This is a genomic window from Nocardia sp. NBC_00403 (assembly GCF_036046055.1).
In the GTDB taxonomy this organism is placed as follows: Bacteria; Actinomycetota; Actinomycetes; order Mycobacteriales; family Mycobacteriaceae; genus Nocardia.
The window spans coordinates 182,038-204,527 of record NZ_CP107939.1 but is presented as its reverse complement, the minus strand read 5'-3'; the positions used below and the strand labels follow the sequence as shown (position 1 = coordinate 204,527).

The window sequence follows — 22,490 nt, the reverse complement described above, 5'->3', positions numbered from 1 at the left end:
CCGAGAGCGGTGAGGTGCGCATCCTGATATCTCGGTATGGCCCGTCCAGCTGGGTGAATGCCGCATTTCACCGGCGATATCGGCGGTAACCGCACCATAACCACCTCGGCCGCGCGCGGTGTGAGTGCAGTCACCGCACGACCGTCAGAGCTTGTATCCGCGGTGCATCGCGACAATGCCGCCGGTCAGATTGCGCCATTTCACCGCCGACCAGCCCGCGTCGGCGATCCGCACGGCCAGCTGCCGCTGATTCGGCCAGACGCGGACGGATTCGGCCAGGTAAACATAGGCATCCGGATTGCTACTGACCGCTCGCGCCACCTTCGGCAGCGCCTTCATCAGGTACTCCATGTACACGGTGCTGAAGACCGGAATGATCGGCGTGGAGAACTCGCAGACCAGCAGCCTGCCGCCGGGCTTGGTGACCCGGAGCATCTCGCGCAGCGCCTGCTCGCTTTCGGAAATATTGCGGAGTCCGTAGGAGATCGTCACCGCATCGAAGGAATCGTCGGCGAAGGGCAGCGCGGTGGCATCGGCCGCGACCATCGGCACATCGCGGAACTTGCCCGCGGCGAGCATGCCCTGGGAGAAGTCGGCCGCCAGACACCAGGCGCCGGATTTCGCCAGGTCGAGCGTGGAGATCCCGGTGCCTGCCGCGAGGTCGAGTACGCGCTCACCCGGCCGTGCCGCCAGCGCCTTGCGCACCGCCCAGCGCCAGTATTTGTCCTGGCCCATGGAAATGACGGTGTTGGTCAGGTCGTACCGCTTCGCGACCCCGTCGAACATCGACGCGACCTCGCGCGGCTGCTTGTCCAGCGAGGCCCGAACCGATTCTCGCTGCTCTGTTTTCGCCACCCCTCGACAGTAACGCGCCGTCCGGTCCGCACCGGCCATGATCCCGGGCACAACTGCCGCGGACCATGCCCGCGCCCGGTTCCCGCGGGTCTGGCGGCTGCCTCGCCATCGCTCGCCCCGGCGCAACTGCGGCTGTCTCGTCTTCGCTCGACCCGGCGCGACTGGCGACGGACTCTGTCCGGCAGTGTCATCAGGCGGCTGTCTCGTCTTCGCTCGACCCGGCGCGACTGGCGACGGACTCTGTCCGGCAGTGTCATCAGGCGGCTGTCTCGCCTTCGCTCGACCCGGCGCGACTGGCGACGGACTCCGTCCGGCAGTGTTTCATCAGGCAGTGTGTGGCAATCGGATCTGCTGTCCCGTCACGGCCGCGTAGTGGCCCATCAATTCGGTGCAGATCGCGGGCCAGGTGCGGTGCAGTACCGACTTGCGGGCGGCGGCGGCGAATCGGGTTCGTAACGTCGGATCGTGCAGCGCGCCGATGGCGCTCGGCAGCAGTTCGGTGAAGCGATCGACCGGGAGCAGGTATCCGTTGCGGCAGTGCGCGATGAGGTCGCGTGGACCGCCTGCGTCCGGGCCGATCACCGGAACCCCGGCGGCCAGTGCTTCCTGCACGCCCTGACAGAACGTTTCGTGCTCTCCGGCGTGCACCATGACATCCAGGCCGGCGTAGGCCTGCGCCAATTCGTCGCCGCCGAGCTCGCCGGTGAACACGGCGGTCGGCATCAGCCGGGCCAGCCGAGCCCGTTCCGGACCGTCGCCGACGATCACCAGCTGGATATCGCGGTCGCCGGCAAGCACCGCGAGCCGTTCGACATGCTTTTCCGGAGCCAGCCGCCCGACGAACCCGACGATCAGCTTCTGCTGTCCCGACAGCCAGGCTGTGCGCAGCTCTTCTCGCCGCGCCGACGGGGTGAACCGGGCGATATCGACGCCGCGACCCCACCGGTGCACCCGCGGAATACCGTGCCGCGCGAGATCTTCCGCGGCCGCCCGCGACGGCGCGAGCGTGCGGGTGGCGCCCTCGTGGATGCGCCGGGTCCAGCCCCAGGCCGCGCGGCCGGCCAATCCGAGCCCGTAGCTCTTGGCGAACCCGGCGACATCGGTCTGATAGACGGCCACCGCGGGCAGGTCCAATCGCAGTGCGGCGGCCAGGCCACCGGCGCCGAGCAGGAACGGCGAGGCCAGGTGCACCACGTCCGCGTCGAAATCGGCAATGGCGGCGGTGATGCCCGGCTGCGGCAGGCCGACCGGCAGCGAACTGATCTTCGGCACCATCACCGCGGGGACCCGGTGCACCGGGAAACGACCGTAGAAGCGCGGGGCGGTGGGCTGTCCGCACGGGGTGTCGGGTGCGACCACGAGCGCCTCATGGCCGTGCTGGTCCAGATGGTCCAGCACCTTCAGCACGGAATTCACGACGCCGTTCATATTCGGCAGGAACGACTCCGAAACGATGGCTACTCGCACCACCCAAGACTGACCGGTACACCGCGCCGTGCCGTCACGCCGACGTGACCAGGACGGAAAGTTCCGGCGAAATGTCGGGGGCACGGCCGGTCAGCGAGCCGGGACCGGTTTCGCCCTGCGCCGGCCGATGCGCAGCAGTATCCACAGCGTCGGCAGTGCGATCAACCACACCACCACGATCACCGAGAGCGCGGGCAGCACCGCGACGCTCGCGTCGCGTCCCGCCACTCGGACCAGATCCGGATCACTGCGGTTGTACTCCACATTGATCCGCTCGCCCGCGGTCAGATTGGTCGGATAGAGCACCCCGACCTTCGGATTATGCGTCTCTCCGTCCGGTGTGACGTACATGACCGCCGAGCGCAACCGGCCCGCGGAGAGCACTTCGGCGGTGGTCACGCCTTTGTCGGAGCTGATCAGATAGTCGTTGCGCCAGGCCGCGAGCACGAGCAGGACAACGAGGGTCGTGAGGACGATCGCGACCGTGAGGATGCTGATCTCGGCCCGCCGCAGGCGGATCGACCGCCTTTCAGACTGGCTGGTTTCCGACACCGCAATAGGCTACTTGCCGCCTCGGATACCGTGTGCGCCCATGTCCCGAAAATTCAGCTTCACCGTGCAGTACACAGTCCCGGTCGAAGATCTTCACCGGGCACTTACTACCGATGCCGCCTGGGTGGCGCGCTTCGCCGACGCCCAGACCGCAACGATCGACCTATCGCACCCGGGCGGCGAGGGCACGATCCGCATTCACATGACCGAAAAGGCAAGCCGGGACAAGGTTCCCAGCATCGTCGGCAAGGTGCTCAAGAGCGAGCTCATGCTTTCGCGCACCGATGACTGGCAGGCGCTCGACGGCGAGATCGCCAAGGGCACTTTCGAAGGCGCCACCGGTGGCATCACCACCGAGATGTCGGGGAACTATGAGCTGCGTCCGACTGCCGAGGGGTCGGAGATCGAGGTTGTCGGCACCGTGCAGGTGAAGGTGCCGCTGGTCGGTGGCGCCATCGAGCCGCTGGCCGAGCAGTTGTTCCATCGGGTGCTCAATAGCGAGCGCAAGTTCTGTCAGGAGTGGCTGGCCGCCCAGGCCACTGCCTGATTCGACCCGATCTCCGCCACCTGTCGCCCCGGCGCAAGCCGGGGCCAGTCGAGCCGTTGCGCCGCGTTCGCTACGCGAAGGCCTGCGGGTCGAATTCCTTCGGCTCCACCAGCACCAGCCAGTTGCCGGAGTTGTCGCGAATGATCGCCTCGGTCCCGTAGGGCCGTTGCGCGGGCGGCTGGATGAACTCGATGCCCTTGGCGGTGAGTTCCTCGAAGGTTTTCTGGCAGTCCTCGGTCTTCAGTCCGAGCGCGCCGTGGGTGCCGTTGGCGAGCGCCCGCCTGATCGCCTCGGCGAGGTTGTCGTCCAGGGGCGGGCCGGGAATCATCAGCGTCACTTCGAGTTCGGTGTGATCGGGGTGTGCGACCGTGACCCAGCGAAAGCCATTGTCGCCCATGTTCACGTCGCTGACCTCGACGAATCCCAGCTTATCGATGTACCACTGCTTTGCTGCGTCCTGGTCGGTGACGTACACGGTGACCAGTGAGACGTTCGAAATGCTTGTCATGAGTACAGGCTATTGCCGCACCACACGCCCCGGCTTCTCCGAAATTGCGGTGTTGGTCAGCTCGGCGGTGTGCGATCGGACAGCCCGTGCATGAATACGTAGCACCCGGGAATCCGCGGCGCCCCGTCGGCGAATTTGGCCTGGTACTGCGACGGCGTCGAGCCGACCAGTTGCCGGAACTTGCTGCTGAAGGACCCGAGACTGCTGTATCCGACCAGCATGCAGACCTCGGTCACCGTCAGATTCGTTGCGCGCAGCAGATCCTGGGCGCGCTCGATGCGCCGCTCGGCCAGATAAGCCGCAGGCGTCTTTCCGTACACCGCCGCGAACGCCCGCAGGAAATGGAACTTGGAAACCCCTGCCGCAGCGGCCAATTCATCGAGATTCAACGGCTCGGCATAATGCCGATCCGCAAGGTCGCGCGCCCGCCGCAGGTGCGGCAGCAGATACAGCGCGGGCCGGCCGGTCATGGCGTCAGCTGAACGGCGCGAGCTCATCGAAGCGCATGGATGCCCGGCCCGCGGCACGCCAGGCCCGCGCCGTCATGTCCACGTCCTCGTCGGTGACCAGATTGCCCATCACCCGAACCGCGGTGCGCTGCAGATACTTCGACCGCATCACCGGCGGACCGCCCACCGGAACCATGCGCGGATGGGTGGCAAGCCCGGCAATCCGCCGCGCCACCGAGAACGTCCGCCCGTAACGGGCGCGCAGCAGTTCCGGCCAGAGCCTGGTGAGGTCCGGCTCGTCGAGCAGCCCGGCAAGCATGTGCCCGCCTTCGAGGCCGTAGTCGATGCCCTCGCCGTTGAGCGGGTTCACGCAGCCCGCCGCATCGCCGATCAGCACCCAGTTGCGCCCCGCCACATTCGAGACCGCGCCGCCCATCGGCAGCAGCGCCGAGGCGACGGCCCGCAGCGAACCTTCGAATCGCCATTCGTCGCGCCGCAGCGAGGTGTAGTGCTCCAGTAGCGGTTTCAGTGCGATGTGGGAAGGCCGCTTCTCCGTGGCCAGCGATCCGACGCCGATATTCACCTCGCCATTGCCGAGCGGGAACACCCACCCGTAACCAGGGACCAGTTCGTTGTTCGCGTCGCGCAGCTCCAGATGCGAGGTGATCCACTGATCATCGCTGCGGGCGGACTTGATGTAGGCGCGGGCCGCGACACCGTAGGCGTACTTCCGATGCCAGGTGCGGCCGAGCAGTTTGCCGATCGGCGAACGCACACCGTCGGCCACGATCAGAATGTGGCAGCCGATCGACCGGGCGCCCTCGGCCGTCTCGACCGTCACACCGGTGACCCGGTCACCCTCGCGGGTGACATCGACCACTTTCGTGCCGTCCAGCATCCGTGCGCCGGACTTGACCGCGGTCTCGCGCAGCTTGTCGTCGAGTTCGGTTCGGGGAACGGCACTTCCGTAGGTCGGAAAGGAACCGCTCGGCCACGGCAGCAGCGCCTCGCGACCGAAGCCGGTCATGCGGAGGCCATGATTCACCGTGTGCGCTCGCACCCAGTCGCCGAGCCCGAGATGCTCGAGCTCCGCCGTCGCGCGCGGGGTCAGGCCGTCGCCGCAGGTCTTGTCGCGTGGGAAGACAGCGGAGTCGGTGAGCAGCACATCGCGGCCCGCCCGCGCGGCCCACGCCGCGGCCGCGGAACCGGCCGGTCCCGCACCGACGACGAGTACTTCGGTCCTTGCGGGCAGCGCGGCCTGCGTGTCCCCGTCGCGGCCAGTGGGTGTGACATCCGGTGAACCCATGCGCTCAATACTTGCAGGGCAGTCTCGTCGGTGTGCGGCGACCGGGCATTCGCTTATTCGAGCGGGCCCGACACTGCCTGTGTCACGGCGGAACCCCAGCTGAGAGCATGCGGTGCTCGCGCGCGAAAAACAATGTGCAAAAGTGTCTGATACACCGCATAGTGACGGTGTTCATGGGGCCATCGGGCGGGGACACGCTAGGTTCTCTACCGTGGGGTCGGACGCATCGCTGGGAGAAGAAATGAGCACATCTGCAATGAGCGAGCGGAGCGAGCGAATCAATGACGCGGCGCGCCTCGCGAACAGCGGATCCGAGCGCCGGCGAGGAGGAGCTATGAGCGACGTCAGCACGGTGGTGGCCGGGGTCGATCTCGGTGACACCGAACTCGCGGCGACGGTGCGAAACGGCCTGGAAAACGTCGAGAAACTCCTGATCGACGAGCTGTCCGACGGCGAAATCTTCCTTCAGGAAGCGGCGCTGCATCTGGCGAAGGCGGGCGGCAAGCGGTTCCGCCCGCTGTTCACCATCCTCACCGGCCAGCTCGGCCCGCGCCCGACCGACCCGGCGCTGGTCACCGCGGGGACCGTGGTGGAGCTGGTGCACCTGGCGACCCTCTACCACGACGATGTGATGGACGAAGCCTCGATGCGCCGTGGTGCGCCGAGCGTGAATTCGCGCTGGGGCAACAACATCGCGATCCTGGCGGGCGACTATCTCTTCGCGCACGCCTCCCGGCTGACCTCCACTCTCGGCCCCGATGCGGTGCGGATCATCGCCGAAACCTTCGCCGAACTGGTGACCGGCCAAATGCGCGAGACCATGGGCGCACAGAACTCCCAGGACCCGGTCGAGCACTACCTGCGCGTGGTGTGGGAGAAGACCGGCTCGCTGATCGCCGCCGCAGGCCGTTTCGGCGGCACCTTTTCCGGCGCCGACGACGAACACGTCGAGCGGCTGGCCCGCCTCGGTGACGCGGTCGGCACCGCCTTCCAGATCTCCGACGACATTATCGACATCTCCTCGGCGTCCGAGCAGTCCGGCAAGACGCCGGGCACCGACCTGCGCGAGGGCGTGCACACCCTGCCGGTGCTCTACGCGCTGCGCGACGAGGGCGCCGAGGGCGATCGTCTGCGCAAACTGCTGGCCCGCCCGCTGGAGACCGACGACGAGGTCGAGGAGGCGCTCGGCCTGCTCGCCCGCTCGCGGGGCATGGTGCTCGCGAAGGAGAAGCTGCAGGGTTACGCCGACATCGCACACGCCGAACTGTCCGCACTGCCCACGGGCCCAGCCAATGACGCACTCGAGCGTTTGGTCCGCTACACCATCGAACGCGTCGGCTGAGCGGCATCTGCCGGCAACAACTGATCTCGCACGTACATGGGTAGCTCACCGGGCACGGGCGCACTGAGCCGCCACCTCACCGCCGGCCGCCGACGACAACCTCGTGGCACTCGAGTCCGGCCTGAATTCTCGGAGAGGCGGATAAGCGCGCGAATGTGGGCGTGGACTCCCTCTGGAACCTGTGTTGCGCTTATATCGTTGAGCTGCTGTAAGGCACTCAATGGACGGGGGAGTGGGCAAGGAGACGTATGCACGGGCACGGGTATGCGAATGGACTGAAGACGTTCGGGCTAATGGTCGGTCTCTCGGCCTTGATCGTGTTCGCCGGGGCGATGTTCCGCAGCCCGACGATTCTGATCCTGGCGATTGTGCTCGCCGTCGGTATGAACGCCTACGCGTACTTCAACAGCGACAAGCTCGCGTTGAAGGCCATGCACGCGCAGCCGGTCAGTGAGCTGGAGGCGCCGATGATCTACCGCATCGTGCGCGAGCTCGCGACCACCGCGCGGCAGCCGATGCCACGGCTCTACATCAGCCCGACGAACGCTCCGAACGCGTTCGCCACCGGCCGCAGCCCTCGGCACGCGGCGGTCTGCTGTACCAGCGGCATCCTGCAGATTCTCGATGAACGCGAATTGCGCGCGGTGCTCGGCCACGAACTGTCGCACGTCTACAACCGCGACATCCTCATCTCCTCGATCGCCGGCGCGCTCGCCGCGGTCATCTCCGGCTTGGCCAACCTGGCCTTCTTCGCTTCGATGTTCGGCGGTAACCGCAATGGCGGCGGCCCCAACATGCTTGGCGTGCTGCTGATTTCGCTGCTCGGTCCGATCGCGGCGACCCTGGTCAAACTGGCCGTCTCACGCTCACGCGAGTATCAGGCCGACCAATCCGGCGCCGAGCTGACCGGCGACCCGCTGGCCCTCGCGTCGGCGCTGCGCAAACTGGAGCGCGGTGTCCAAGCCGCCCCGCTGCCTCCTGAGCCGCAGCTGACCGCCCAGTCGCACCTGATGATCGCCAATCCCTTCCGCGCCGGCGAGAAGGCCGCCCGCTGGTTCTCCACCCACCCTCCGATGGCCGAGCGCATCGCCCGGCTGGAGGAAATGGCGGGCGGCCCGCGCAACTACTAGCTCGGGTCCGCTTATCCGAGTTCCTGCTCGTAGGCGCGGAGAGTGTCGACGAACAGCCTGCGTTGCTCGGGGGTCAGCGGCCCGAGCACTGTTCGCCATGCCCGTGCGCTGCCGCCGAGCCAGTCGTTGACCGACTTCTCGTGCGCCGCCGCGATACCCACGATGGTGCGGCGTCGGTCGGCTTCGTCGGTGCGTCGTTCCAGCACGCCCTGACGGCTGAGGTCGCCGACCATCAGGCTGACCGTCGTCGGCGCCACCTCCAGGCGCGCTGCGAGATCGTTCACGGTCATCGGCCCCTCGAAGACCAGGTTCGCCAGCAATGACAGATGTCGCGGCGCGAGCGAGAACGATTGCAGCTCTTCGGGAATGCGCATCTTCTTCGCGCGGCCCACTACCCGCGGCATGAGCAGCAGCAGGCTGCGGATGCCCTCTTCCACCGCGATACCTGCGGTGTCGTGCGCGCGCTCGGCTGCGGCGCTGCGCCCATCGGTTGACATCCCGGACACCTCCAAATAATCTTTGGTCGCAAAGTTAATTTGCTTGCAAAGCAAACTCTATTCTCTCCGACAAGGCTATTACCGGCAGCCGCCGATCTGTGGCGGCAGCCCGGAAGGACCAGGACATGACCGACTCGCAGCCGACCTCCGCCGCCGACTTCAACGCGGCGATCATCAACGAGTTCCGCGCCAATGCGGGCAAGGTCGGCGGTTTGTTCGCGGGCGCGCCGCTCGTGCTGCTGACGACGATCGGGGCGAAAAGCGGGCGCAGCCACACCACTCCTCTCGTGTATCACCGACACGACGATCACCTCCTGGTGTTCGGCTCGAATGGCGGGTCCGACAGCCATCCCACGTGGTTGTCCAACGTGCGGAACAACCCCGAGGTGACAGTAGAGATCAGCGCATCCGGCGCCGTCGAGACCTTTCAGGCGACCGCGGTCGTGCTGGGCGGTGCCGAGCGGGATCGTCGCTATGCCGAACAGGCCGCTCGTGACCCGGCCTTCGCGGCGTATCAAGCGGGAATCGAGCGGGTCATTCCGGTGGTCGCCCTGCACAAGGCCCGGCGGCCATCGGTCGGTCGACGCCCCATCGTCCTCGGTGCGGCGATCCTCGCCGGCGGGGCCGCAGTCCTCGCCACGCGTGGTTTCACCGAGAGAACGGCTCCCACCGCGGCTCCGGCGACTGCCTCGGCGCGAACAACGGCGATCGGCGACCATCTCCGGCAGGTGCATGCGCAGCTGAGGCGCGACCTCGGTGCGGTGCGCGCCGAGTTGGCGGCGCAGGTGGGCGATTCGGTGACGCTGCCGAGTCTGCCGCGCGACTTACGCGCCCATTGTGTCGGCTTCTGTAGTGCGCTGCATGAACACCACACCTCCGAAGACGGTGTCTTTCCGGTGCTTGCGAAGCAGTTTCCGGAATTGTCGCCCGTGCTGTCCCGGCTACAGCGTGAGCACGCTGCGGTCGCCAGCGTGATCGCCGAGTTGCAGCAGGTGCTCGATCGTGGCGACACCGCCGATCCGGCTCATATCCGAACTGAATTCGACAGGCTCGCAAGCGAATTGGAGGCGCACTTTGTCTATGAGGAGAGCATGATCATCGACGCGCTGAATGCGATGGACACTTCCGCGCTGCCGCCGCGCCCTGGTGCCGACCGGCCCGGTGCCGACCAGCCCGGTGCCGACCAGCCCGGTGGCCGCTGAACAAACGAATGCGTCGCGAATATCGTCCTGCCCGCAGCATGGCGGAAAAGGGAAACCCCCGTCGATCGTGATCGACGGGGGTTATTCGGTGGCAGATGTAGGATTCGAACCTACGTAGGCTTTCACCGACAGATTTACAGTCTGCTCCCATTGGCCGCTCGGGCAATCTGCCGTTGCGCTTCTCGGCGCGCAGAGCAGCTTACAACGAACCCCGACCCCTAATGCAAACCGGCTGGCCAACGGCCGTGCGACGCGACTACGGTCGTGCTTCCGGGTAGAACTGACGATGACCGGGAGCACCCGGCGTGCGTCAGCACCGTAGGACCGTCACCGAACAGGAGCGCAGTGTGGCCGATTCGTCTTTCGATGTCGTCAGCAAGGTCGACCGTCAGGAGGTCGACAACGCTTTGCATCAGGCGGAAAAAGAGCTGACCACCCGCTACGACTTCCGTGGGACGGGCGCGACGATCGAGTGGTCCGGCGAGGACAAGATCGTGCTGACCGCGGAGGCGGAGGAGCGGGTCAAGGCTGCGCTCGACGTATTCAAGGAAAAGCTGATCCGTCGTGACATCTCCCTCAAGGCGTTCGATGCGGGCGAGCCCATGGCCTCCGGCAAGATCCACAAGATCACCGGAACGCTGGTGCAGGGCATCGACACCGAGCATGCGAAGAAGATCACCAAGAAGATCCGCGACGAGGGCCCGAAGGGCGTGAAGGCGCAGATCCAGGGCGACGAGCTCCGGGTGAGCAGTAAGAAGCGCGACGACCTGCAGGCGGTCATCGCGCTGCTGAAGGGCGATGACTTCGGTATCGCGCTGCAGTTCGTCAACTACCGTTAGTGCGGTCGGCGGCCCTCGGCGGGTCGCCGCAAAACCGCTCTGACCACACGGTTTGGAAGTGCGACCGGTGAGTGTGTAATCTCGTTCAAGACTTCGCCGCGCCGGGGTTACGATTGAAAATCTTGGTGCGGAAGTAGTCATGCCCCCTTAGCTCAGTCGGCAGAGCGTTTCCATGGTAAGGAAAAGGTCAACGGTTCGATTCCGTTAGGGGGCTCGCCGGATTGCCGGTGGTGACCGACTCGGCATCTCCTAGGTTGGGCGCGGCACCAGGCAATGCGACCCGTGGCGGTGTAGCTCAGTCGGTAGAGCAAACGACTCATAATCGTTGTGTCGCCGGTTCAAGTCCGGCCATCGCTACCAAAACCGATCAGACCATCTGGTTGACCCGAAAGAAGGAATATCGTGGCCGCGAAGTCCACCGATGTCCGGCCAAAGATCACCTTGGCCTGCGAGCAGTGCAAGCACCGCAACTACATCACCAAGAAGAACCGGCGCAATGACCCCGATCGGCTGGAACTGAAGAAGTTCTGCCCGAACTGTGGCACACACCGGGGACACAAAGAATCCCGTTAGTCCGCCACGCGTGCCGCTGCCGCGTGGATCGATTCCGGGAGAGCGAATCCCGGTTACTCGGGCTGTGACAAATGCGAGGGCCGGACGAATGTCCGGCCCTGACGCATTTCACGGTGCGAGTGCGGTGGTCGAACGCTCCGCCGACTCCGGCAGCGGGGTCAGATAGGTACAGTCCTCCCGTGACAATCAACACCGGTACAGACGAAGCGATCGCCATGGACGAGACTTTCGATCCTGCGGCACACGCGGCCTCCATGGTGGGTCACCACTACCGCGTCGACGACTACTACGAGGTCGGCCGCGAAAAGGTCCGCGAGTACGCCCGCGCCGTGCAGGATTATCACCCGCTGCACTGGGAAGAGGACGTCGCGCAGGAGTACGGCTACGACGGCCTGCTCGCCCCGCTGACCTTCATCTCCCTTGTCGGCATTCTGGCGCAGCGCAAGCTCTTCGAGCAGATCGTCACAGGCTATGACCTGAGCCAGATCATGCAGACCGATCAGATTCTGGAATTCCACCGGCCGATCAAGGTCGGCGACCACCTGACCTGCGATGTCTTCCTGCATTCGTTCCGGCAGGCATTCGGTGGCGACATCATCGTGACGAAGAACATCGTCACCGATCAGAACGACGAGCTGGTGCTCACCACCTACACCACCCTGATCGGGCGCAGTGGCGGCGACATCGACCCGAATCTGCAGGGCGCGGTGCGCAACGTGCTGATGCACGGTATCGGCGAGGATGCGCCCGAGCACCACCCGCGTACGCCTGCCTCGGATACACCGACGCCCGCGCCGGTGGCCACAATCCCCGATATCGCGCCGAGCAAGCACGCGCTCGACTTCGAGCAGGTGTCCGTCGGCGACGAGTTGCCCTCACGCACCGTCCGGCTGACCCGCGGCGACCTGGTGAACTACGCGGGCGTCTCCGGCGACGCGAACCCGATCCACTGGAGCGACGATGTCGTCAAGCTGGTCGGCCTGGAAAACGTGGTCGCGCACGGCATGCTCACCATGGGCCTCGGTGGCGGTTTCGTCACCTCGTGGCTCGGTGATCCCGGTGCGGTCAAGGAGTACAACGTCCGCTTCACCAGCCCGGTCTACGTGGGCTCCGACGAGCCTGCCGAGATCGAGTACTCCGGGAAGGTGAAGTCGGTGGATCCGGAGACGCGGACCGCGGTCATCGCCATTGTGGCGAAGTCGGTCGGTCGCAAGATCTTCGGCCGCGCGACCGCAACGGTGCAGCTGGCGTGAGTGGTCGTGGTCCGGAGTCGGACCCGGCCTGACCTGGTCGACTGACCCTGATTGGCAAATGGCGCGGACGGTAACGTACACTCAGGTCTCTGGGGTCACCAGCCGTTGCGCGCTGCTCTGTAGGGCTGGTTCCAGGCGGTCCGGCGGGATGTACTCCGAAGGATCGCCGACGGGGCCGGCAACTGCTGGAGCGGCGCGCGTGTTGTGTGACACCGGAACTGCACAACTGAATACCGAACAGTGGTTGGACAGCCAACACGGTCCAACCAAAGGGGCGTAGCTCAACTGGCAGAGCAGCGGTCTCCAAAACCGCAGGTTGCAGGTTCAAGTCCTGTCGCCCCTGCCCTGGATGCCAGCGACGAAAGGATCGACGTGAGCGACGAGCGGGATACTCGCCACGGCGCGCATGCGGCCGACGATGGCGATGACACCGCCGCAGTGAGTCGGCCGAGCGGCAAGCGGTCCGCCCGGCGGGCCCGCAACGCGTCCGATTCGGGCACGGTCGCCACTATCGAGCGGCCGTCGCTGAGCAAGGCAGCCAAGAAGACCGATCGGGCCGAGCGTAAGACGGGTAACCCGTTCAAGCGCTTGATCAAGTTCCTCCGCGAAGTTGTCGCGGAGCTGCGCAAGGTGATCTGGCCCAATCGGAAGCAGATGGTCACCTATACGAGCGTTGTTCTGGTGTTCGTGATTTTCATGGTCGCGTTCATCAGCGGGTTGGATCTGGCGTTCATCAAGGGTGTCAACTGGCTGTTCGGCTAGCCGAACGTCGCCGGCGACTGCTCGCAGGTCGCTCGAAACGATCGGTCGAAGCCGGTAGCCGATCCCGGGGCGGACACGGGCGGAGCGATTCCGCCGGGCGCCCGGCCCCGGCACGCAGAGGATGTACGTGACGACACAGGAAGCGAGTGCCCCAGTGAGCACCCCGGAGAACGACACAACCGACGAGTTCCCGGTCGACGACGTGGTGGTCGAGGCCACCGACTCCGTCGAGGAATCTGCCGCCGACGAAGCGTCGGTGGTCGAGGAATCCGAGCCCGCTGACGAGCCTGCCGCCGAAGCCGCCCCCATCGATGCCGAGCCCGCAGACCCCGTCGCCGAGATGAAGGCTGCGCTGCGGCGCGCCCCTGGCGACTGGTACGTCATCCATTCCTATGCGGGCTACGAGAACAAGGTCAAGGCCAATCTCGAGACCCGTGTGCAGAACCTGGACCTGGAGGAGTACATCTTCCAGGTCGAGGTGCCGACCGAAGAGGTCACCGAGATCAAGAACGGCCAGCGCAAGCACGTCAACCGCAAGGTGCTGCCCGGCTACATCCTGGTCCGGATGGAACTCAACGACGAGTCGTGGGGCGCGGTGCGCAACACCCCCGGTGTCACCGGATTCGTCGGCGCGACCTCGCGCCCGTCGCCGCTTTCCATCGACGATGTGGTGAAGTTCCTGGTCCCGGCCGCGCAGCAGCAGAAGAAGCCCGCTGCCGCCGCTGCCGCGAGCGCCGAGGGTGGCGCCGCCGACATCGTCGCCAAGCCGACTATCGAGGTCGACTTCGAGGTCGGCGAGTCGGTGACCGTGATGGACGGCCCGTTCGCGACGCTGCCCGCCAGCATCTCCGAGGTCAACGCCGAGCAGCAGAAGCTCAAGGTGCTCGTGTCGATTTTCGGCCGCGAGACTCCGGTCGAGCTGGCGTTCACCCAGGTCGCGAAGATCTAAGACCACCTCCGTCGGCCCGGAACACGATCCGGGATGATGGGATGGATCTGCCCGGGAAACGGGCTGATTCACCAGGACTTGCAAAGAGCAAGGAAAACAGACACCTAGGAAAGAAAGATGCCCCCCAAGAAGAAGAAGCTCGCCGGGATCATCAAGCTTCAGATCCAGGCCGGCCAGGCGAACCCCGCCCCTCCGGTGGGCCCCGCGCTCGGTCAGCACGGCGTCAACATCATGGAGTTCTGCAAGGCGTACAACGCCGCGACCGAGTCGCAGCGTGGCAACGTCATTCCGGTCGAGATCTCGGTGTACGAGGACCGGTCGTTCGACTTCAAGCTGAAGACCCCGCCCGCTGCCCGGTTGCTGCTCAAGGCCGCCGGTATCCAGAAGGGTTCGGCCGAGCCGCACAAGACCAAGGTCGCGAAGATCACCATGGACCAGGTCCGGGAGATCGCCAAGACCAAGGCGGAAGATCTGAACGCGACTGACATCGATCAGGCGGCGAAGATCATCGCGGGTACCGCTCGCTCGATGGGTATCACCGTCGAGGGCTGAGCGAACTCGCTCCTCCACCCAGGTGGGAGGGCCGGCCAGGCCCGATAACCACTTCTGAACCAGAACAAGGACAGAGAATCATGGCAAAACGAAGCAAGGCGTATCTCGCCGCGGCCGAGAAGGTCGATCGCGATCAGCTGTACTCCCCGCTCGCCGCTGCGCGGCTGGCCAAGGAGACCGCCACCACCAAGACCGACGCGACCGTCGAGGTTGCCGTTCGTCTCGGTGTGGATCCCCGTAAGGCCGACCAGATGGTCCGCGGCACGGTCAACCTGCCGCACGGCACCGGTAAGACCGCCCGCGTCATCGTGTTCGCGGCCGGCGAGAAGGCCGCCGAGGCCGAGGCCGCCGGTGCCGACGCCGTTGGCGCCGAGGACCTGATCGAGCGGATCCAGGGCGGCTGGCTCGATTTCGACGCCGCGATCGCCACCCCGGACCAGATGGCGAAGGTCGGCCGGATCGCGCGTGTCCTCGGACCGCGTGGCCTGATGCCGAACCCGAAGACGGGCACGGTCACCAACGATGTGACCAAGGCCGTCAACGACATCAAGGGCGGCAAGATCAACTTCCGCGTCGACAAGCAGGCCAACCTGCACTTCGTCATCGGCAAGGCGTCCTTCGACGACACCAAGCTGGTGGAGAACTACGGTGCCGCGCTGGACGAGATCCTGCGTGCCAAGCCGTCGACCGCCAAGGGCCGCTACGTCAAGAAGGTGACGGTGTCGACGAACACCGGACCGGGCATCCCGGTGGACCCGAACCGCACCCGCAACCTCCTCGACGAGGATGCGTAAGTAGCACCAGGCAGCAACCGCAACGGCGGGAACGCGAATCGCGTTCCCGCCGTTGCGCGTTTCCGCCAGGTGCGCGGCCGGACTAATCCACGCGCGATGGTCGTTACTTCTCGTGTGACCGTTGTTCTGTTGATTTCTGGAAGCACGCGCAGTGCTTCGACCAATTCCGCCGCACTGCGCACCGTGCAGGCGATCGCCCCGAAGGGCGTGGAGACCACCTGGTACGAAGGTCTGACCGAGTTGCCCGCTTTCAGCCCCGATGATGACGGCACGGGCCACCCATCCGTTGTCGCCCTCCGCGAACAGCTTTCGCGCGCCGATGCGGTGCTGCTGTGCACTCCCGAATATGCGGGCACGCTGCCGGGCAGCTTCAAGAACCTGCTGGACTGGACCGTCGGCACCGGCGATTTCTACGAAAAGCCGACGGCCTTTCTGAATGTGGCCGCACCGGGTCGGGGCGAAGGAGCCGCGGCGACTCTGGTAACCGTACTCGGCTATATCGGCGCGGTCGTCGATCCGGACATTTGCGCCAGGCTGCCCGTGGCTCGTGCGGCCGTCGGCCAGGACGGTCTCGTCGATACCGCCGAATTCCGCTCCGGCGCAATCGAAGCGCTCGATCGCCTGGTCGAGCATGCGGCGCGGTCGTCGGTCTGACGCTGAAATGAGAATGCCCCGTTTTCCCGGCGCAAGCCGGAACGACGGGGCGTTCACTGTGATGAGCGAGTTTCTAGTCGGACGAATCTTCCTGATTTCCTGCGGTTTTCCGCCATCCGAGCAGCACCGACTCGCCTTCTTGCACGCCCCACGGCAGGAAGATTGCGACGATCACCGCGCACACGACCACCGCACCGGCGGCCACCAGGGATGCCGCGTGCGAACCCTGCAGCGCCGCGGTCTTCATCGCCGTGATCAGGTTCTCGCGCTGTGCCTCGAAGAATGGGGCCAACTCCCGTTTGCGCATCTCGAGCACGCTGAGCGGGCTCGCCTTCACCAGACTCCGCTCGTTGGCGTCCATCATCCCGGCGGGTACGCGGTCGATGAGCGGCGAAACGCGAGTCGTGTAATACGACGCCACAATTGATCCGAGCACCGCGACACCGAGGGTGCCGCCGATCTCGCGGGTGGTGTCGTTGACCGCCGAACCCGCGCCCGCCTCGTCGAGCGGGAGTGACGACATGATCGATTCGGTGGCCGGGCCCTGCACGATGGCCAAGCCGAGCGCCATCGACACCATGGACGGCAGCACGTCGGTGAGGTAAGGGCTGTCGACTGTCACCTGGCCACCGAGGTAGAGGCCGAGGCCGGTGAGCAGCAGGCCGAACACGATGACGGGCGTGGTGCCGAGTCGTTGTGCGAGCAGGGTTGCGATCGGCGCGCCGATCGCCACCGAGAATGCGAACGGCAGTGAGGCGATACCGAATTCGAGCGGTGTGTATTCGCGCACGCCTTGGAAGTACTGTGTGATGAGGAACAGGAATCCGAACATCGAGAAGGAGCCGATCGCGATCGACAAGGCGGGCAGCGAGAATCGCCGATTGCCGAACAGCGTCATATCGAGAATTGGTGTGCTGGTGCGCAGTTCCCAGGTGACGAATGCGGCAAGCAATGCGACGCCGAATGCGCCGGCGCCGAGCGTGGTCACTGATGTCCAGCCGAAGCGCGGCGCCTCGATGATGGACCAGACCAGCAGCGTGATACCCGCGATGGACAACCCGATGCCTGCCGGATCCAGCCGCCCTACCTGCGAGGAGCGCGATTCGGGCACCCAGATCAGCGTCGCGGTCATGGCCAGCAGCGCCACCGGAACGTTGATCCAGAACACCGAATGCCACGAAAAGTGTTCCAGCAGCCAGCCTCCCGAGATGGGGCCGATGGCGATGGCGAATCCGGCCATGGCGGTCCACGCGGCGATGGCGAGGGCTCGTTCGCGACGATCGGTGAAGATATTGATGATGAGCGCGAGCGTCGCGGGGAAGACGGCGGCGGCGAACACGCCCATGGCGGCACGGGCGGTGATGACGCTGCCCATGGAATCCGATAGCGCGCCGCCGATCGACATGACGGCCACGCCGGCCAGGCCGATCATCATCACCCGGCGGCGGCCGTAGCGGTCGCCGAGGTTTCCGAAGGCGAGCAGTAGTCCGGCAAAGGTCAGTGTGTAGGCGTCGACGACCCATTGCAGTCCGCTGACGCCGGTCGCCAGCTCGACGCCGAGGGAGGGTAGGGCCACGTTGACGATGGTGTTGTCGAGGACGACCAGCAGCTCTGCCAGGCAGATCACGGCGAGTGCGGCGAAGCGGTGCGTGCGTTGTTCCAGCGGCACCGGTGGATCGACTATGGAGGTTGCCATAGTTCAGCAGTCAAGCAATATCTGTCACCGTTGGTAACACTTTTTGGCGGAGATGTCGACCGCAAAGCGCCGTGAATTGTGAGATGACACACAACAATTCGACGTCGGGAGGGGGGCGATTCGGCCCCATGGAGAGCCCGTTTTGGCAGATGGTGACCCTGGCAGGTACTCTGAACGACAGTTATCGACGAGTTCGATCGCTACCCAATCCGTTCTACCGAAGACCGTTGGTCGCCGTTCCCGCCTGGGATCGGTCGAAGGTCCGGCAATAGCCGGCGGCCCACGCAGGGAGATCTGAGGCTGGGAATTGGTCCGAGTATTACTCGGGTCGATCCTGTATTGCGCCCCGGAACGCTCTGCGTTCGGGGCGTTTGCTTTATCGCTGGCCCCTGGTGCTTGGTAGTTCGTATATACGAACCGACATCCAGAGAGGAGGCGAAGTATGGCAAAACCCGAGAAGGTCACTGCGGTCGAAGAGATTGCGGAGCAGTTCAAGAGCTCGACCGCCACCGTTGTCACGGAATACCGTGGTCTTTCGGTCGGCAAGCTCACCGATCTGCGTCGCGCGCTCGGCGCGGGCGCCACGTACTCCGTCGCCAAGAACACCCTGGTCAAGCGTGCGGCCGCGGAAGCGGGCGTCGAAGGCCTGGACGACTTGTTCGTCGGACCGACCGCCATCGCCTTCATTCAGGGCGAGCCGGTCGACGCAGCGAAGGCCCTCAAGACCTTCGCCAAGGACAACAAGGCGCTCATCATCAAGGGCGGGTACATGGACGGCGCTGCGCTGTCCGTTGCCGAGGTCGAGAAGATCGCCGACCTCGAGTCCCGCGAGGTCCTGCTGGCCAAGCTGGCCGGCGCGATGAAGGGCAACATGGCGAAGGCCGCCGGTCTGTTCAACGCTCCCGCATCGCAGGTGGCCCGCCTGGCCGCCGCGCTCGTGGAGAAGAAGCAGGCCGAATCCGGTGGCGAAACCGCTGCTGCTGAATAACCCCCGCGGCGTGAGCGACGGGCCCGGAGGCGGAAGCGCCAGCGTAACCACGCAGGGTCCCGCGAAGGCCGCAAATTGAACACAGCGGGTGATTCGCGTGCGGCTCGCCCTCATAGACATCAACTACCGAAAGGAACAACATCATGGCCAACGTTGACGAACTGCTCGAGACCTTCGGCAACATGACCCTGCTCGAGCTGTCGGACTTCGTCAAGAAGTTCGAAGAGAAGTTCGAGGTCACCGCCGCTGCTCCGGTCGCCGTCGCCGCTGTCGGCGCCGCGCCGGTCGAGGCCGCCGAAGAGCAGGACGAGTTCGACGTCATCCTCGAGGGTGCGGGCGACAAGAAGATCCAGGTCATCAAGGTGGTCCGTGAGATCGTCTCCGGCCTGGGCCTGAAGGAAGCCAAGGACCTGGTCGAGGGCGCCCCGAAGCCGATCCTGGAGAAGGTCGCCAAGGACGCCGCCGAGGCTGCCAAGGCGAAGCTGGAAGAGGCCGGCGCCAAGGTCTCCGTCAAGTAATTCGCTCGTCTTTTCGAGTAACCCGCGAGCAGTCGCCTGCGACTACTTCGCCGAACGGGCGGTCCCCATTGGGGACCGCCCGTTTGCTTTGTCCGAACGCACGCGACCGTGGTGCGATTATCGTGAGCGTTTCGGGGTTACTCTTCAGTCAGGTTGGGGTGTGCCGGGTCTCGCCCATGGGCTACAGTGACCGAACCCACTGTGATGCGACACACCGCGACAGCCGAATTGCGTGGTACGCCGGTGGGCTGCTCGCTGAGAATTGTGGAGGTTGGCGTGGGCGTCGAGGTCAGGACCGAGGGTGTTACCAAGTCTTTTGGTTCACAGCGAATTTGGCAGGATGTCTCGCTGACACTGCCCTCGGGCGAGGTCAGCGCCCTACTCGGTCCCTCGGGTACCGGTAAGTCCGTCTTTCTCAAGTCGTTGATCGGTTTGCTGCGCCCGGAGCGAGGCTCCATCTATATCGGCGGCACCGACATCACCACGTGCTCCAATAAGGAGCTCTACGAGATTCGCAAGCTCTTCGGCGTGCTGTTCCAGGACGGCGCGCTGTTCGGCTCGATGAATCTCTATGACAATGTCGCCTTCCCGCTGCGCGAGCACACCAAGAAGTCCGAGTCGGATATCCGCAAGGTCGTCATGGAGAAGCTGGAGCTGACCGGTCTGCTCGGGGCCGAGAACAAGCTGCCCGGCGAGATCTCGGGCGGTATGCGCAAGCGAGCGGGCCTGGCCCGCGCCCTGGTGCTGGACCCGCAGATCATCCTGGTCGACGAGCCGGACTCCGGCCTCGACCCGGTCCGCACCTCGTACCTGAGCCAGCTGCTGCTCAATATCAACGCGCAGATCGACGCGACGATCCTGATCGTCACGCACAACATCAACCTGGCGCGCACGGTGCCGGACAACATCGGCATGTTGTTCCGTCGTCAGCTGGTCATGTTCGGCCCGCGCGAGGTGCTGCTCACCAGCGACGAGCCCGTGGTCAAGCAGTTCCTCAACGGCCGCATGATCGGCCCGATCGGTATGAGCGAGGAAAAGGACGAGGCGCAGATGGCGCGCGAGCAGGCGCTCGTCGACGCCGGCCATCACCACGGCGGCGCCGAAGAGGTCGAGGGCATCATCCCGCAGATGAAGGCCGAGCCCGGCATGCCGGTGCGACAGGCCGTGCATCGTCGCAAGGAGCGGGTCCGCGAGATCATGCACACCCTGCCACACCAGGCGCAGGTTGCGATTCGTGAGTCACTTGCGGAGAACGACGACACGCAGGTGCTGACCTATAACAGCGGCGACCCAGCAGGTTATCAAGGTGGCACATACGACACAACCGTGCGCCACAACACAACTAACGGGTAACATCTGCGATCGTGAACTCCACCCTGGCGCGATTGCGGACTCCAATGGAGTCAGGGTTTGCCCAGGCCGGCAACATCTTTGCGCTCTTTATCGACGTGCTGCGCAAGACGTTCAAGCGGCCGTTCCAGTTGCGCGAATTCATCGAGCAGTCGTGGTTTATCGCGAGTGTTTCGATTTTGCCGAGCGCACTGGTGGCAATCCCGTTCGGCGCAGTTGTTGCGCTACAGACCGGCTCGCTGATCAAGCAACTGGGAGCCGAATCTTTCACCGGAGCAACCAGCGTGCTCGCTACCGTGCAGCAGGCTGCCCCGGTCGTCACCGCCTTGATCATCGCGGGCGCGGCCGGGTCGGCGGTCGCTGCCGACCTCGGTTCGCGCACCATCCGCGAGGAGATCGACGCGCTCGAGGTGCTCGGCGTGGATCCGGTCCAGAAGCTGGTGGTGCCACGCGTCCTCGGCATGACCCTGGTGGCCGTGCTGCTCAACGGTCTGGTGTCGGTGGTCGGCATCGCGGGTGGCTATTTCTTCAATGTGCTGCTGCAGGGCGGTACGCCGGGCGCCTACCTGGCCTCGTTCTCCGCGCTGGCGCAGTTGCCGGACCTGTGGATCGGTGAGATCAAGGCGCTCGTGTTCGGTCTGCTCGCCGGCGTGATTGCCGCGTACAAGGGGTTGCATCCCAAAGGGGGCCCGAAAGGAGTCGGTGACGCGGTGAACCAAGCGGTGGTGATCACGTTCCTGGTGTTGTTCTTCGTGAACCTGGTGCTGACCCTGGTATATCTCCAGGTCGTCCCCGCCAAGGGCGCCTGACCCGTGGCCACTTCGTACCGCAGCCCGGCCCTGGCCATGACTGCCCGCCGGGCGGGCGAAATCGTGCGTATGCCACTGAACATGGTCGATCGCGCCGGTGAGCAGATGTCGTTCTACTCCCGCGCCATCGCCTGGATTCCGCGGACCGCGGTGCATTACCGCAAGGAGGTCATGCGGCTGCTCGCCGAGGTGACCTTCGGCAGCGGCGCACTCGCGGTGATCGGCGGCACCATCGGTGTCATCGTGTTCATGTCCGGCTCGGTCGGCGTTGTGGTCGGCCTGCAGGGCTTCAAGGCGCTGGACTCACTCGGCAGCTCGGTGCTGACCGGCTTCCTCACCGCCTATATCAACACCCGCGAGATCGCGCCGCTGGTGGCGGCGCTGGCGCTATCGGCAACGGTGGGTTGTGGTTTCACCGCCCAGCTCGGCGCGATGCGCATTTCCGAGGAAATCGACGCGCTCGAGGTGATGGCGGTGCCGGGTGTGCCGTTCCTGGTCTCTACCCGTGTGATCGCGGGATTCCTCGCGGTCATTCCGCTGTACATCGTCGGCCTGCTCGGCACATTCCTGGCATCGCGAATGATCAGCATTTGGTTCAACGGGCAATCCAGCGGCTCCTACGACCACTATTTCAGCCTTTTCCTTCCACCAGAGGACGTGTTGTATTCGTTCCTCAAAGTGCTGGTATTCGCGTTCGTGATCATCATGGTGCATTGCTATTACGGCTTCCACGCCACCGGCGGTCCCGCCGGCGTCGGTGTCGCGGTCGGCCGGGCGGTGCGTGCGGCGATCGTGCTCGTGAATGTGCTCGACTTCTTCCTGAGCCTGGCGATCTGGGGAACAACCACGACAGTGCGGGTCGCGGGATGAGCCGCATCCGTGGCGAGCGAAGTGAGGC

At 65.2% G+C, this 22,490-nt stretch carries 25 protein-coding genes and 4 tRNA genes; 20 read left to right on the top strand and 9 right to left on the bottom strand.

Going from position 1 to position 22,490, the window contains the following annotated elements:
• Window positions 1-144 precede the first annotated feature (144 nt).
• From OHQ90_RS00610 to OHQ90_RS00600, 3 genes are all read right to left on the bottom strand, one after another.
• Complete coding sequence (locus OHQ90_RS00610; protein ID WP_328412435.1) at window positions 145-786, bottom strand: demethylmenaquinone methyltransferase; 642 nt, start codon at window positions 784-786, stop codon at window positions 145-147.
• Window positions 787-1,179: 393 nt separating this feature from the next.
• Entirely contained in the window at window positions 1,180-2,322 is a 1,143-nt protein-coding gene (locus OHQ90_RS00605; protein WP_328406583.1) for a glycosyltransferase family 4 protein, read from the bottom strand.
• A gap of 90 nt (window positions 2,323-2,412) precedes the next feature.
• A complete protein-coding gene (locus OHQ90_RS00600) occupies window positions 2,413-2,841 on the bottom strand; it encodes a DUF3592 domain-containing protein (protein WP_411998987.1) in 429 nt (142 codons plus the stop codon).
• Window positions 2,842-2,914: 73 nt separating this feature from the next.
• Here OHQ90_RS00600 and OHQ90_RS00595 point away from each other — a divergent pair, with 73 nt between their 5' ends.
• Window positions 2,915-3,421: a DUF2505 domain-containing protein gene (locus OHQ90_RS00595; protein WP_328406581.1), complete on the top strand. Its 507-nt coding sequence runs from the start codon at window positions 2,915-2,917 to the stop codon at window positions 3,419-3,421.
• Between the two features lie 70 nt (window positions 3,422-3,491).
• Here the strand turns inward: OHQ90_RS00595 and OHQ90_RS00590 are convergent, their stop codons facing one another.
• Genes OHQ90_RS00590 through OHQ90_RS00580 form a run of 3 tightly spaced genes read right to left on the bottom strand, consistent with a single transcriptional unit; the run spans window position 3,492 to window position 5,684 of the window.
• The gene (locus OHQ90_RS00590) at window positions 3,492-3,929 is read right to left on the bottom strand and encodes a VOC family protein (RefSeq protein ID WP_328406580.1); all 438 of its coding nucleotides are present in this window, start codon (window positions 3,927-3,929) and stop codon (window positions 3,492-3,494) included.
• 56 nt (window positions 3,930-3,985) lie between these two features.
• A complete protein-coding gene (locus OHQ90_RS00585) occupies window positions 3,986-4,399 on the bottom strand; it encodes an AraC family transcriptional regulator (protein WP_328406579.1) in 414 nt (137 codons plus the stop codon).
• 4 nt (window positions 4,400-4,403) lie between these two features.
• Window positions 4,404-5,684, bottom strand: coding sequence for a geranylgeranyl reductase family protein (locus OHQ90_RS00580; RefSeq protein ID WP_328406578.1), 1,281 nt, complete (start codon window positions 5,682-5,684; stop codon window positions 4,404-4,406).
• Between the two features lie 334 nt (window positions 5,685-6,018).
• Between OHQ90_RS00580 and OHQ90_RS00575 the strand changes: the two genes are divergently transcribed.
• Together OHQ90_RS00575 and htpX are read left to right on the top strand one after the other, a co-directional pair.
• Window positions 6,019-7,026, top strand: coding sequence for a polyprenyl synthetase family protein (locus OHQ90_RS00575; protein ID WP_328406577.1), 1,008 nt, complete (start codon window positions 6,019-6,021; stop codon window positions 7,024-7,026).
• 248 nt (window positions 7,027-7,274) lie between these two features.
• Complete coding sequence (htpX, locus tag OHQ90_RS00570) at window positions 7,275-8,156, top strand: zinc metalloprotease HtpX (RefSeq protein ID WP_328406576.1); 882 nt, start codon at window positions 7,275-7,277, stop codon at window positions 8,154-8,156.
• An 11-nt stretch (window positions 8,157-8,167) separates the two neighbouring features.
• On the opposite strand, the gene OHQ90_RS00565 is transcribed toward htpX, so the two are convergent.
• Window positions 8,168-8,653, bottom strand: a complete 486-nt coding sequence (locus OHQ90_RS00565) for a MarR family winged helix-turn-helix transcriptional regulator (protein ID WP_328406575.1) — start codon at window positions 8,651-8,653, stop codon at window positions 8,168-8,170.
• 125 nt (window positions 8,654-8,778) lie between these two features.
• Here OHQ90_RS00565 and OHQ90_RS00560 point away from each other — a divergent pair, with 125 nt between their 5' ends.
• A complete protein-coding gene (locus OHQ90_RS00560) occupies window positions 8,779-9,855 on the top strand; it encodes a nitroreductase/quinone reductase family protein (protein WP_328406574.1) in 1,077 nt (358 codons plus the stop codon).
• An 89-nt stretch (window positions 9,856-9,944) separates the two neighbouring features.
• Here OHQ90_RS00560 and OHQ90_RS00555 read toward each other — a convergent pair.
• A tRNA-Tyr gene (locus OHQ90_RS00555) sits at window positions 9,945-10,027 on the bottom strand.
• A 175-nt stretch (window positions 10,028-10,202) separates the two neighbouring features.
• On the opposite strand from OHQ90_RS00555, the gene OHQ90_RS00550 reads away from it, so the two are divergent.
• The 11 genes from OHQ90_RS00550 to OHQ90_RS00500 all read left to right on the top strand — a co-directional run bounded on the left by OHQ90_RS00550 (window position 10,203) and on the right by OHQ90_RS00500 (window position 16,231).
• Window positions 10,203-10,694, top strand: a complete 492-nt coding sequence (locus OHQ90_RS00550) for a YajQ family cyclic di-GMP-binding protein (RefSeq protein WP_328406573.1) — start codon at window positions 10,203-10,205, stop codon at window positions 10,692-10,694.
• Window positions 10,695-10,835: 141 nt separating this feature from the next.
• Window positions 10,836-10,908: transfer RNA gene (locus OHQ90_RS00545), tRNA-Thr, on the top strand.
• 70 nt (window positions 10,909-10,978) lie between these two features.
• A tRNA-Met gene (locus tag OHQ90_RS00540) sits at window positions 10,979-11,054 on the top strand.
• A gap of 42 nt (window positions 11,055-11,096) precedes the next feature.
• Window positions 11,097-11,267: a 50S ribosomal protein L33 gene (gene rpmG, locus OHQ90_RS00535; protein ID WP_014988500.1), complete on the top strand. Its 171-nt coding sequence runs from the start codon at window positions 11,097-11,099 to the stop codon at window positions 11,265-11,267.
• A 185-nt stretch (window positions 11,268-11,452) separates the two neighbouring features.
• Window positions 11,453-12,520: a fused (3R)-hydroxyacyl-ACP dehydratase subunits HadA/HadB gene (locus OHQ90_RS00530; protein ID WP_328412433.1), complete on the top strand. Its 1,068-nt coding sequence runs from the start codon at window positions 11,453-11,455 to the stop codon at window positions 12,518-12,520.
• Window positions 12,521-12,790: 270 nt separating this feature from the next.
• Window positions 12,791-12,863, top strand: a tRNA-Trp gene (locus OHQ90_RS00525).
• Between the two features lie 29 nt (window positions 12,864-12,892).
• Window positions 12,893-13,282: a preprotein translocase subunit SecE gene (gene secE / locus OHQ90_RS00520; RefSeq protein ID WP_328406572.1), complete on the top strand. Its 390-nt coding sequence runs from the start codon at window positions 12,893-12,895 to the stop codon at window positions 13,280-13,282.
• 154 nt (window positions 13,283-13,436) lie between these two features.
• The gene (nusG, locus tag OHQ90_RS00515) at window positions 13,437-14,231 is read left to right on the top strand and encodes a transcription termination/antitermination protein NusG (RefSeq protein ID WP_442941429.1); all 795 of its coding nucleotides are present in this window, start codon (window positions 13,437-13,439) and stop codon (window positions 14,229-14,231) included.
• 117 nt (window positions 14,232-14,348) lie between these two features.
• Window positions 14,349-14,783, top strand: a complete 435-nt coding sequence (rplK, locus tag OHQ90_RS00510; RefSeq protein ID WP_328406571.1) for a 50S ribosomal protein L11 — start codon at window positions 14,349-14,351, stop codon at window positions 14,781-14,783.
• An 80-nt stretch (window positions 14,784-14,863) separates the two neighbouring features.
• A complete protein-coding gene (rplA, locus tag OHQ90_RS00505; RefSeq protein ID WP_328406570.1) occupies window positions 14,864-15,577 on the top strand; it encodes a 50S ribosomal protein L1 in 714 nt (237 codons plus the stop codon).
• Between the two features lie 129 nt (window positions 15,578-15,706).
• Window positions 15,707-16,231: an NADPH-dependent FMN reductase gene (locus OHQ90_RS00500; protein WP_328406569.1), complete on the top strand. Its 525-nt coding sequence runs from the start codon at window positions 15,707-15,709 to the stop codon at window positions 16,229-16,231.
• A gap of 73 nt (window positions 16,232-16,304) precedes the next feature.
• On the opposite strand, the gene OHQ90_RS00495 is transcribed toward OHQ90_RS00500, so the two are convergent.
• Entirely contained in the window at window positions 16,305-17,927 is a 1,623-nt protein-coding gene (locus tag OHQ90_RS00495) for an MFS transporter (RefSeq protein WP_328406568.1), read from the bottom strand.
• Window positions 17,928-18,369: 442 nt separating this feature from the next.
• Between OHQ90_RS00495 and rplJ the strand changes: the two genes are divergently transcribed.
• From rplJ to OHQ90_RS00470, 5 genes are all read left to right on the top strand, one after another.
• Window positions 18,370-18,915, top strand: a complete 546-nt coding sequence (rplJ, locus tag OHQ90_RS00490; RefSeq protein WP_328406567.1) for a 50S ribosomal protein L10 — start codon at window positions 18,370-18,372, stop codon at window positions 18,913-18,915.
• Between the two features lie 143 nt (window positions 18,916-19,058).
• Window positions 19,059-19,433, top strand: coding sequence for a 50S ribosomal protein L7/L12 (gene rplL, locus OHQ90_RS00485; protein ID WP_328406566.1), 375 nt, complete (start codon window positions 19,059-19,061; stop codon window positions 19,431-19,433).
• A gap of 276 nt (window positions 19,434-19,709) precedes the next feature.
• Complete coding sequence (locus tag OHQ90_RS00480) at window positions 19,710-20,786, top strand: ABC transporter ATP-binding protein (protein WP_328406565.1); 1,077 nt, start codon at window positions 19,710-19,712, stop codon at window positions 20,784-20,786.
• A 44-nt stretch (window positions 20,787-20,830) separates the two neighbouring features.
• Window positions 20,831-21,592 carry an MlaE family ABC transporter permease gene (locus OHQ90_RS00475; RefSeq protein WP_328412430.1) on the top strand — a complete coding sequence of 254 codons (762 nt, stop codon included), beginning with the start codon at window positions 20,831-20,833 and terminating at the stop codon, window positions 21,590-21,592.
• A gap of 36 nt (window positions 21,593-21,628) precedes the next feature.
• Window positions 21,629-22,462 carry an MlaE family ABC transporter permease gene (locus OHQ90_RS00470; RefSeq protein WP_328412428.1) on the top strand — a complete coding sequence of 278 codons (834 nt, stop codon included), beginning with the start codon at window positions 21,629-21,631 and terminating at the stop codon, window positions 22,460-22,462.
• Window positions 22,463-22,490 lie beyond the last annotated feature (28 nt).

What these genes read in the sequence shown, in the direction of transcription:
- OHQ90_RS00610 (WP_328412435.1), bottom strand. Translation starts at nt 786, where the DNA reads ATGTTCGACGGGGTCGCGAAGCGGTACGACCTGACCAACACCGTCATT.
- OHQ90_RS00595 (WP_328406581.1), top strand. Translation starts at nt 2,915, where the DNA reads ATGTCCCGAAAATTCAGCTTCACCGTGCAGTACACAGTCCCGGTCGAA.
- OHQ90_RS00590 (WP_328406580.1), bottom strand. Translation starts at nt 3,929, where the DNA reads ATGACAAGCATTTCGAACGTCTCACTGGTCACCGTGTACGTCACCGAC.
- OHQ90_RS00585 (WP_328406579.1), bottom strand. Translation starts at nt 4,399, where the DNA reads ATGACCGGCCGGCCCGCGCTGTATCTGCTGCCGCACCTGCGGCGGGCG.
- OHQ90_RS00580 (WP_328406578.1), bottom strand. Translation starts at nt 5,684, where the DNA reads ATGGGTTCACCGGATGTCACACCCACTGGCCGCGACGGGGACACGCAG.
- OHQ90_RS00575 (WP_328406577.1), top strand. Translation starts at nt 6,019, where the DNA reads ATGAGCGACGTCAGCACGGTGGTGGCCGGGGTCGATCTCGGTGACACC.
- htpX (WP_328406576.1), top strand. Translation starts at nt 7,275, where the DNA reads ATGCACGGGCACGGGTATGCGAATGGACTGAAGACGTTCGGGCTAATG.
- OHQ90_RS00565 (WP_328406575.1), bottom strand. Translation starts at nt 8,653, where the DNA reads ATGTCAACCGATGGGCGCAGCGCCGCAGCCGAGCGCGCGCACGACACC.
- OHQ90_RS00560 (WP_328406574.1), top strand. Translation starts at nt 8,779, where the DNA reads ATGACCGACTCGCAGCCGACCTCCGCCGCCGACTTCAACGCGGCGATC.
- rplK (WP_328406571.1), top strand. Translation starts at nt 14,349, where the DNA reads ATGCCCCCCAAGAAGAAGAAGCTCGCCGGGATCATCAAGCTTCAGATC.
- rplA (WP_328406570.1), top strand. Translation starts at nt 14,864, where the DNA reads ATGGCAAAACGAAGCAAGGCGTATCTCGCCGCGGCCGAGAAGGTCGAT.
- OHQ90_RS00495 (WP_328406568.1), bottom strand. Translation starts at nt 17,927, where the DNA reads ATGGCAACCTCCATAGTCGATCCACCGGTGCCGCTGGAACAACGCACG.
- rplJ (WP_328406567.1), top strand. Translation starts at nt 18,370, where the DNA reads ATGGCAAAACCCGAGAAGGTCACTGCGGTCGAAGAGATTGCGGAGCAG.
- rplL (WP_328406566.1), top strand. Translation starts at nt 19,059, where the DNA reads ATGGCCAACGTTGACGAACTGCTCGAGACCTTCGGCAACATGACCCTG.
- OHQ90_RS00475 (WP_328412430.1), top strand. Translation starts at nt 20,831, where the DNA reads ATGGAGTCAGGGTTTGCCCAGGCCGGCAACATCTTTGCGCTCTTTATC.
- OHQ90_RS00470 (WP_328412428.1), top strand. Translation starts at nt 21,629, where the DNA reads ATGACTGCCCGCCGGGCGGGCGAAATCGTGCGTATGCCACTGAACATG.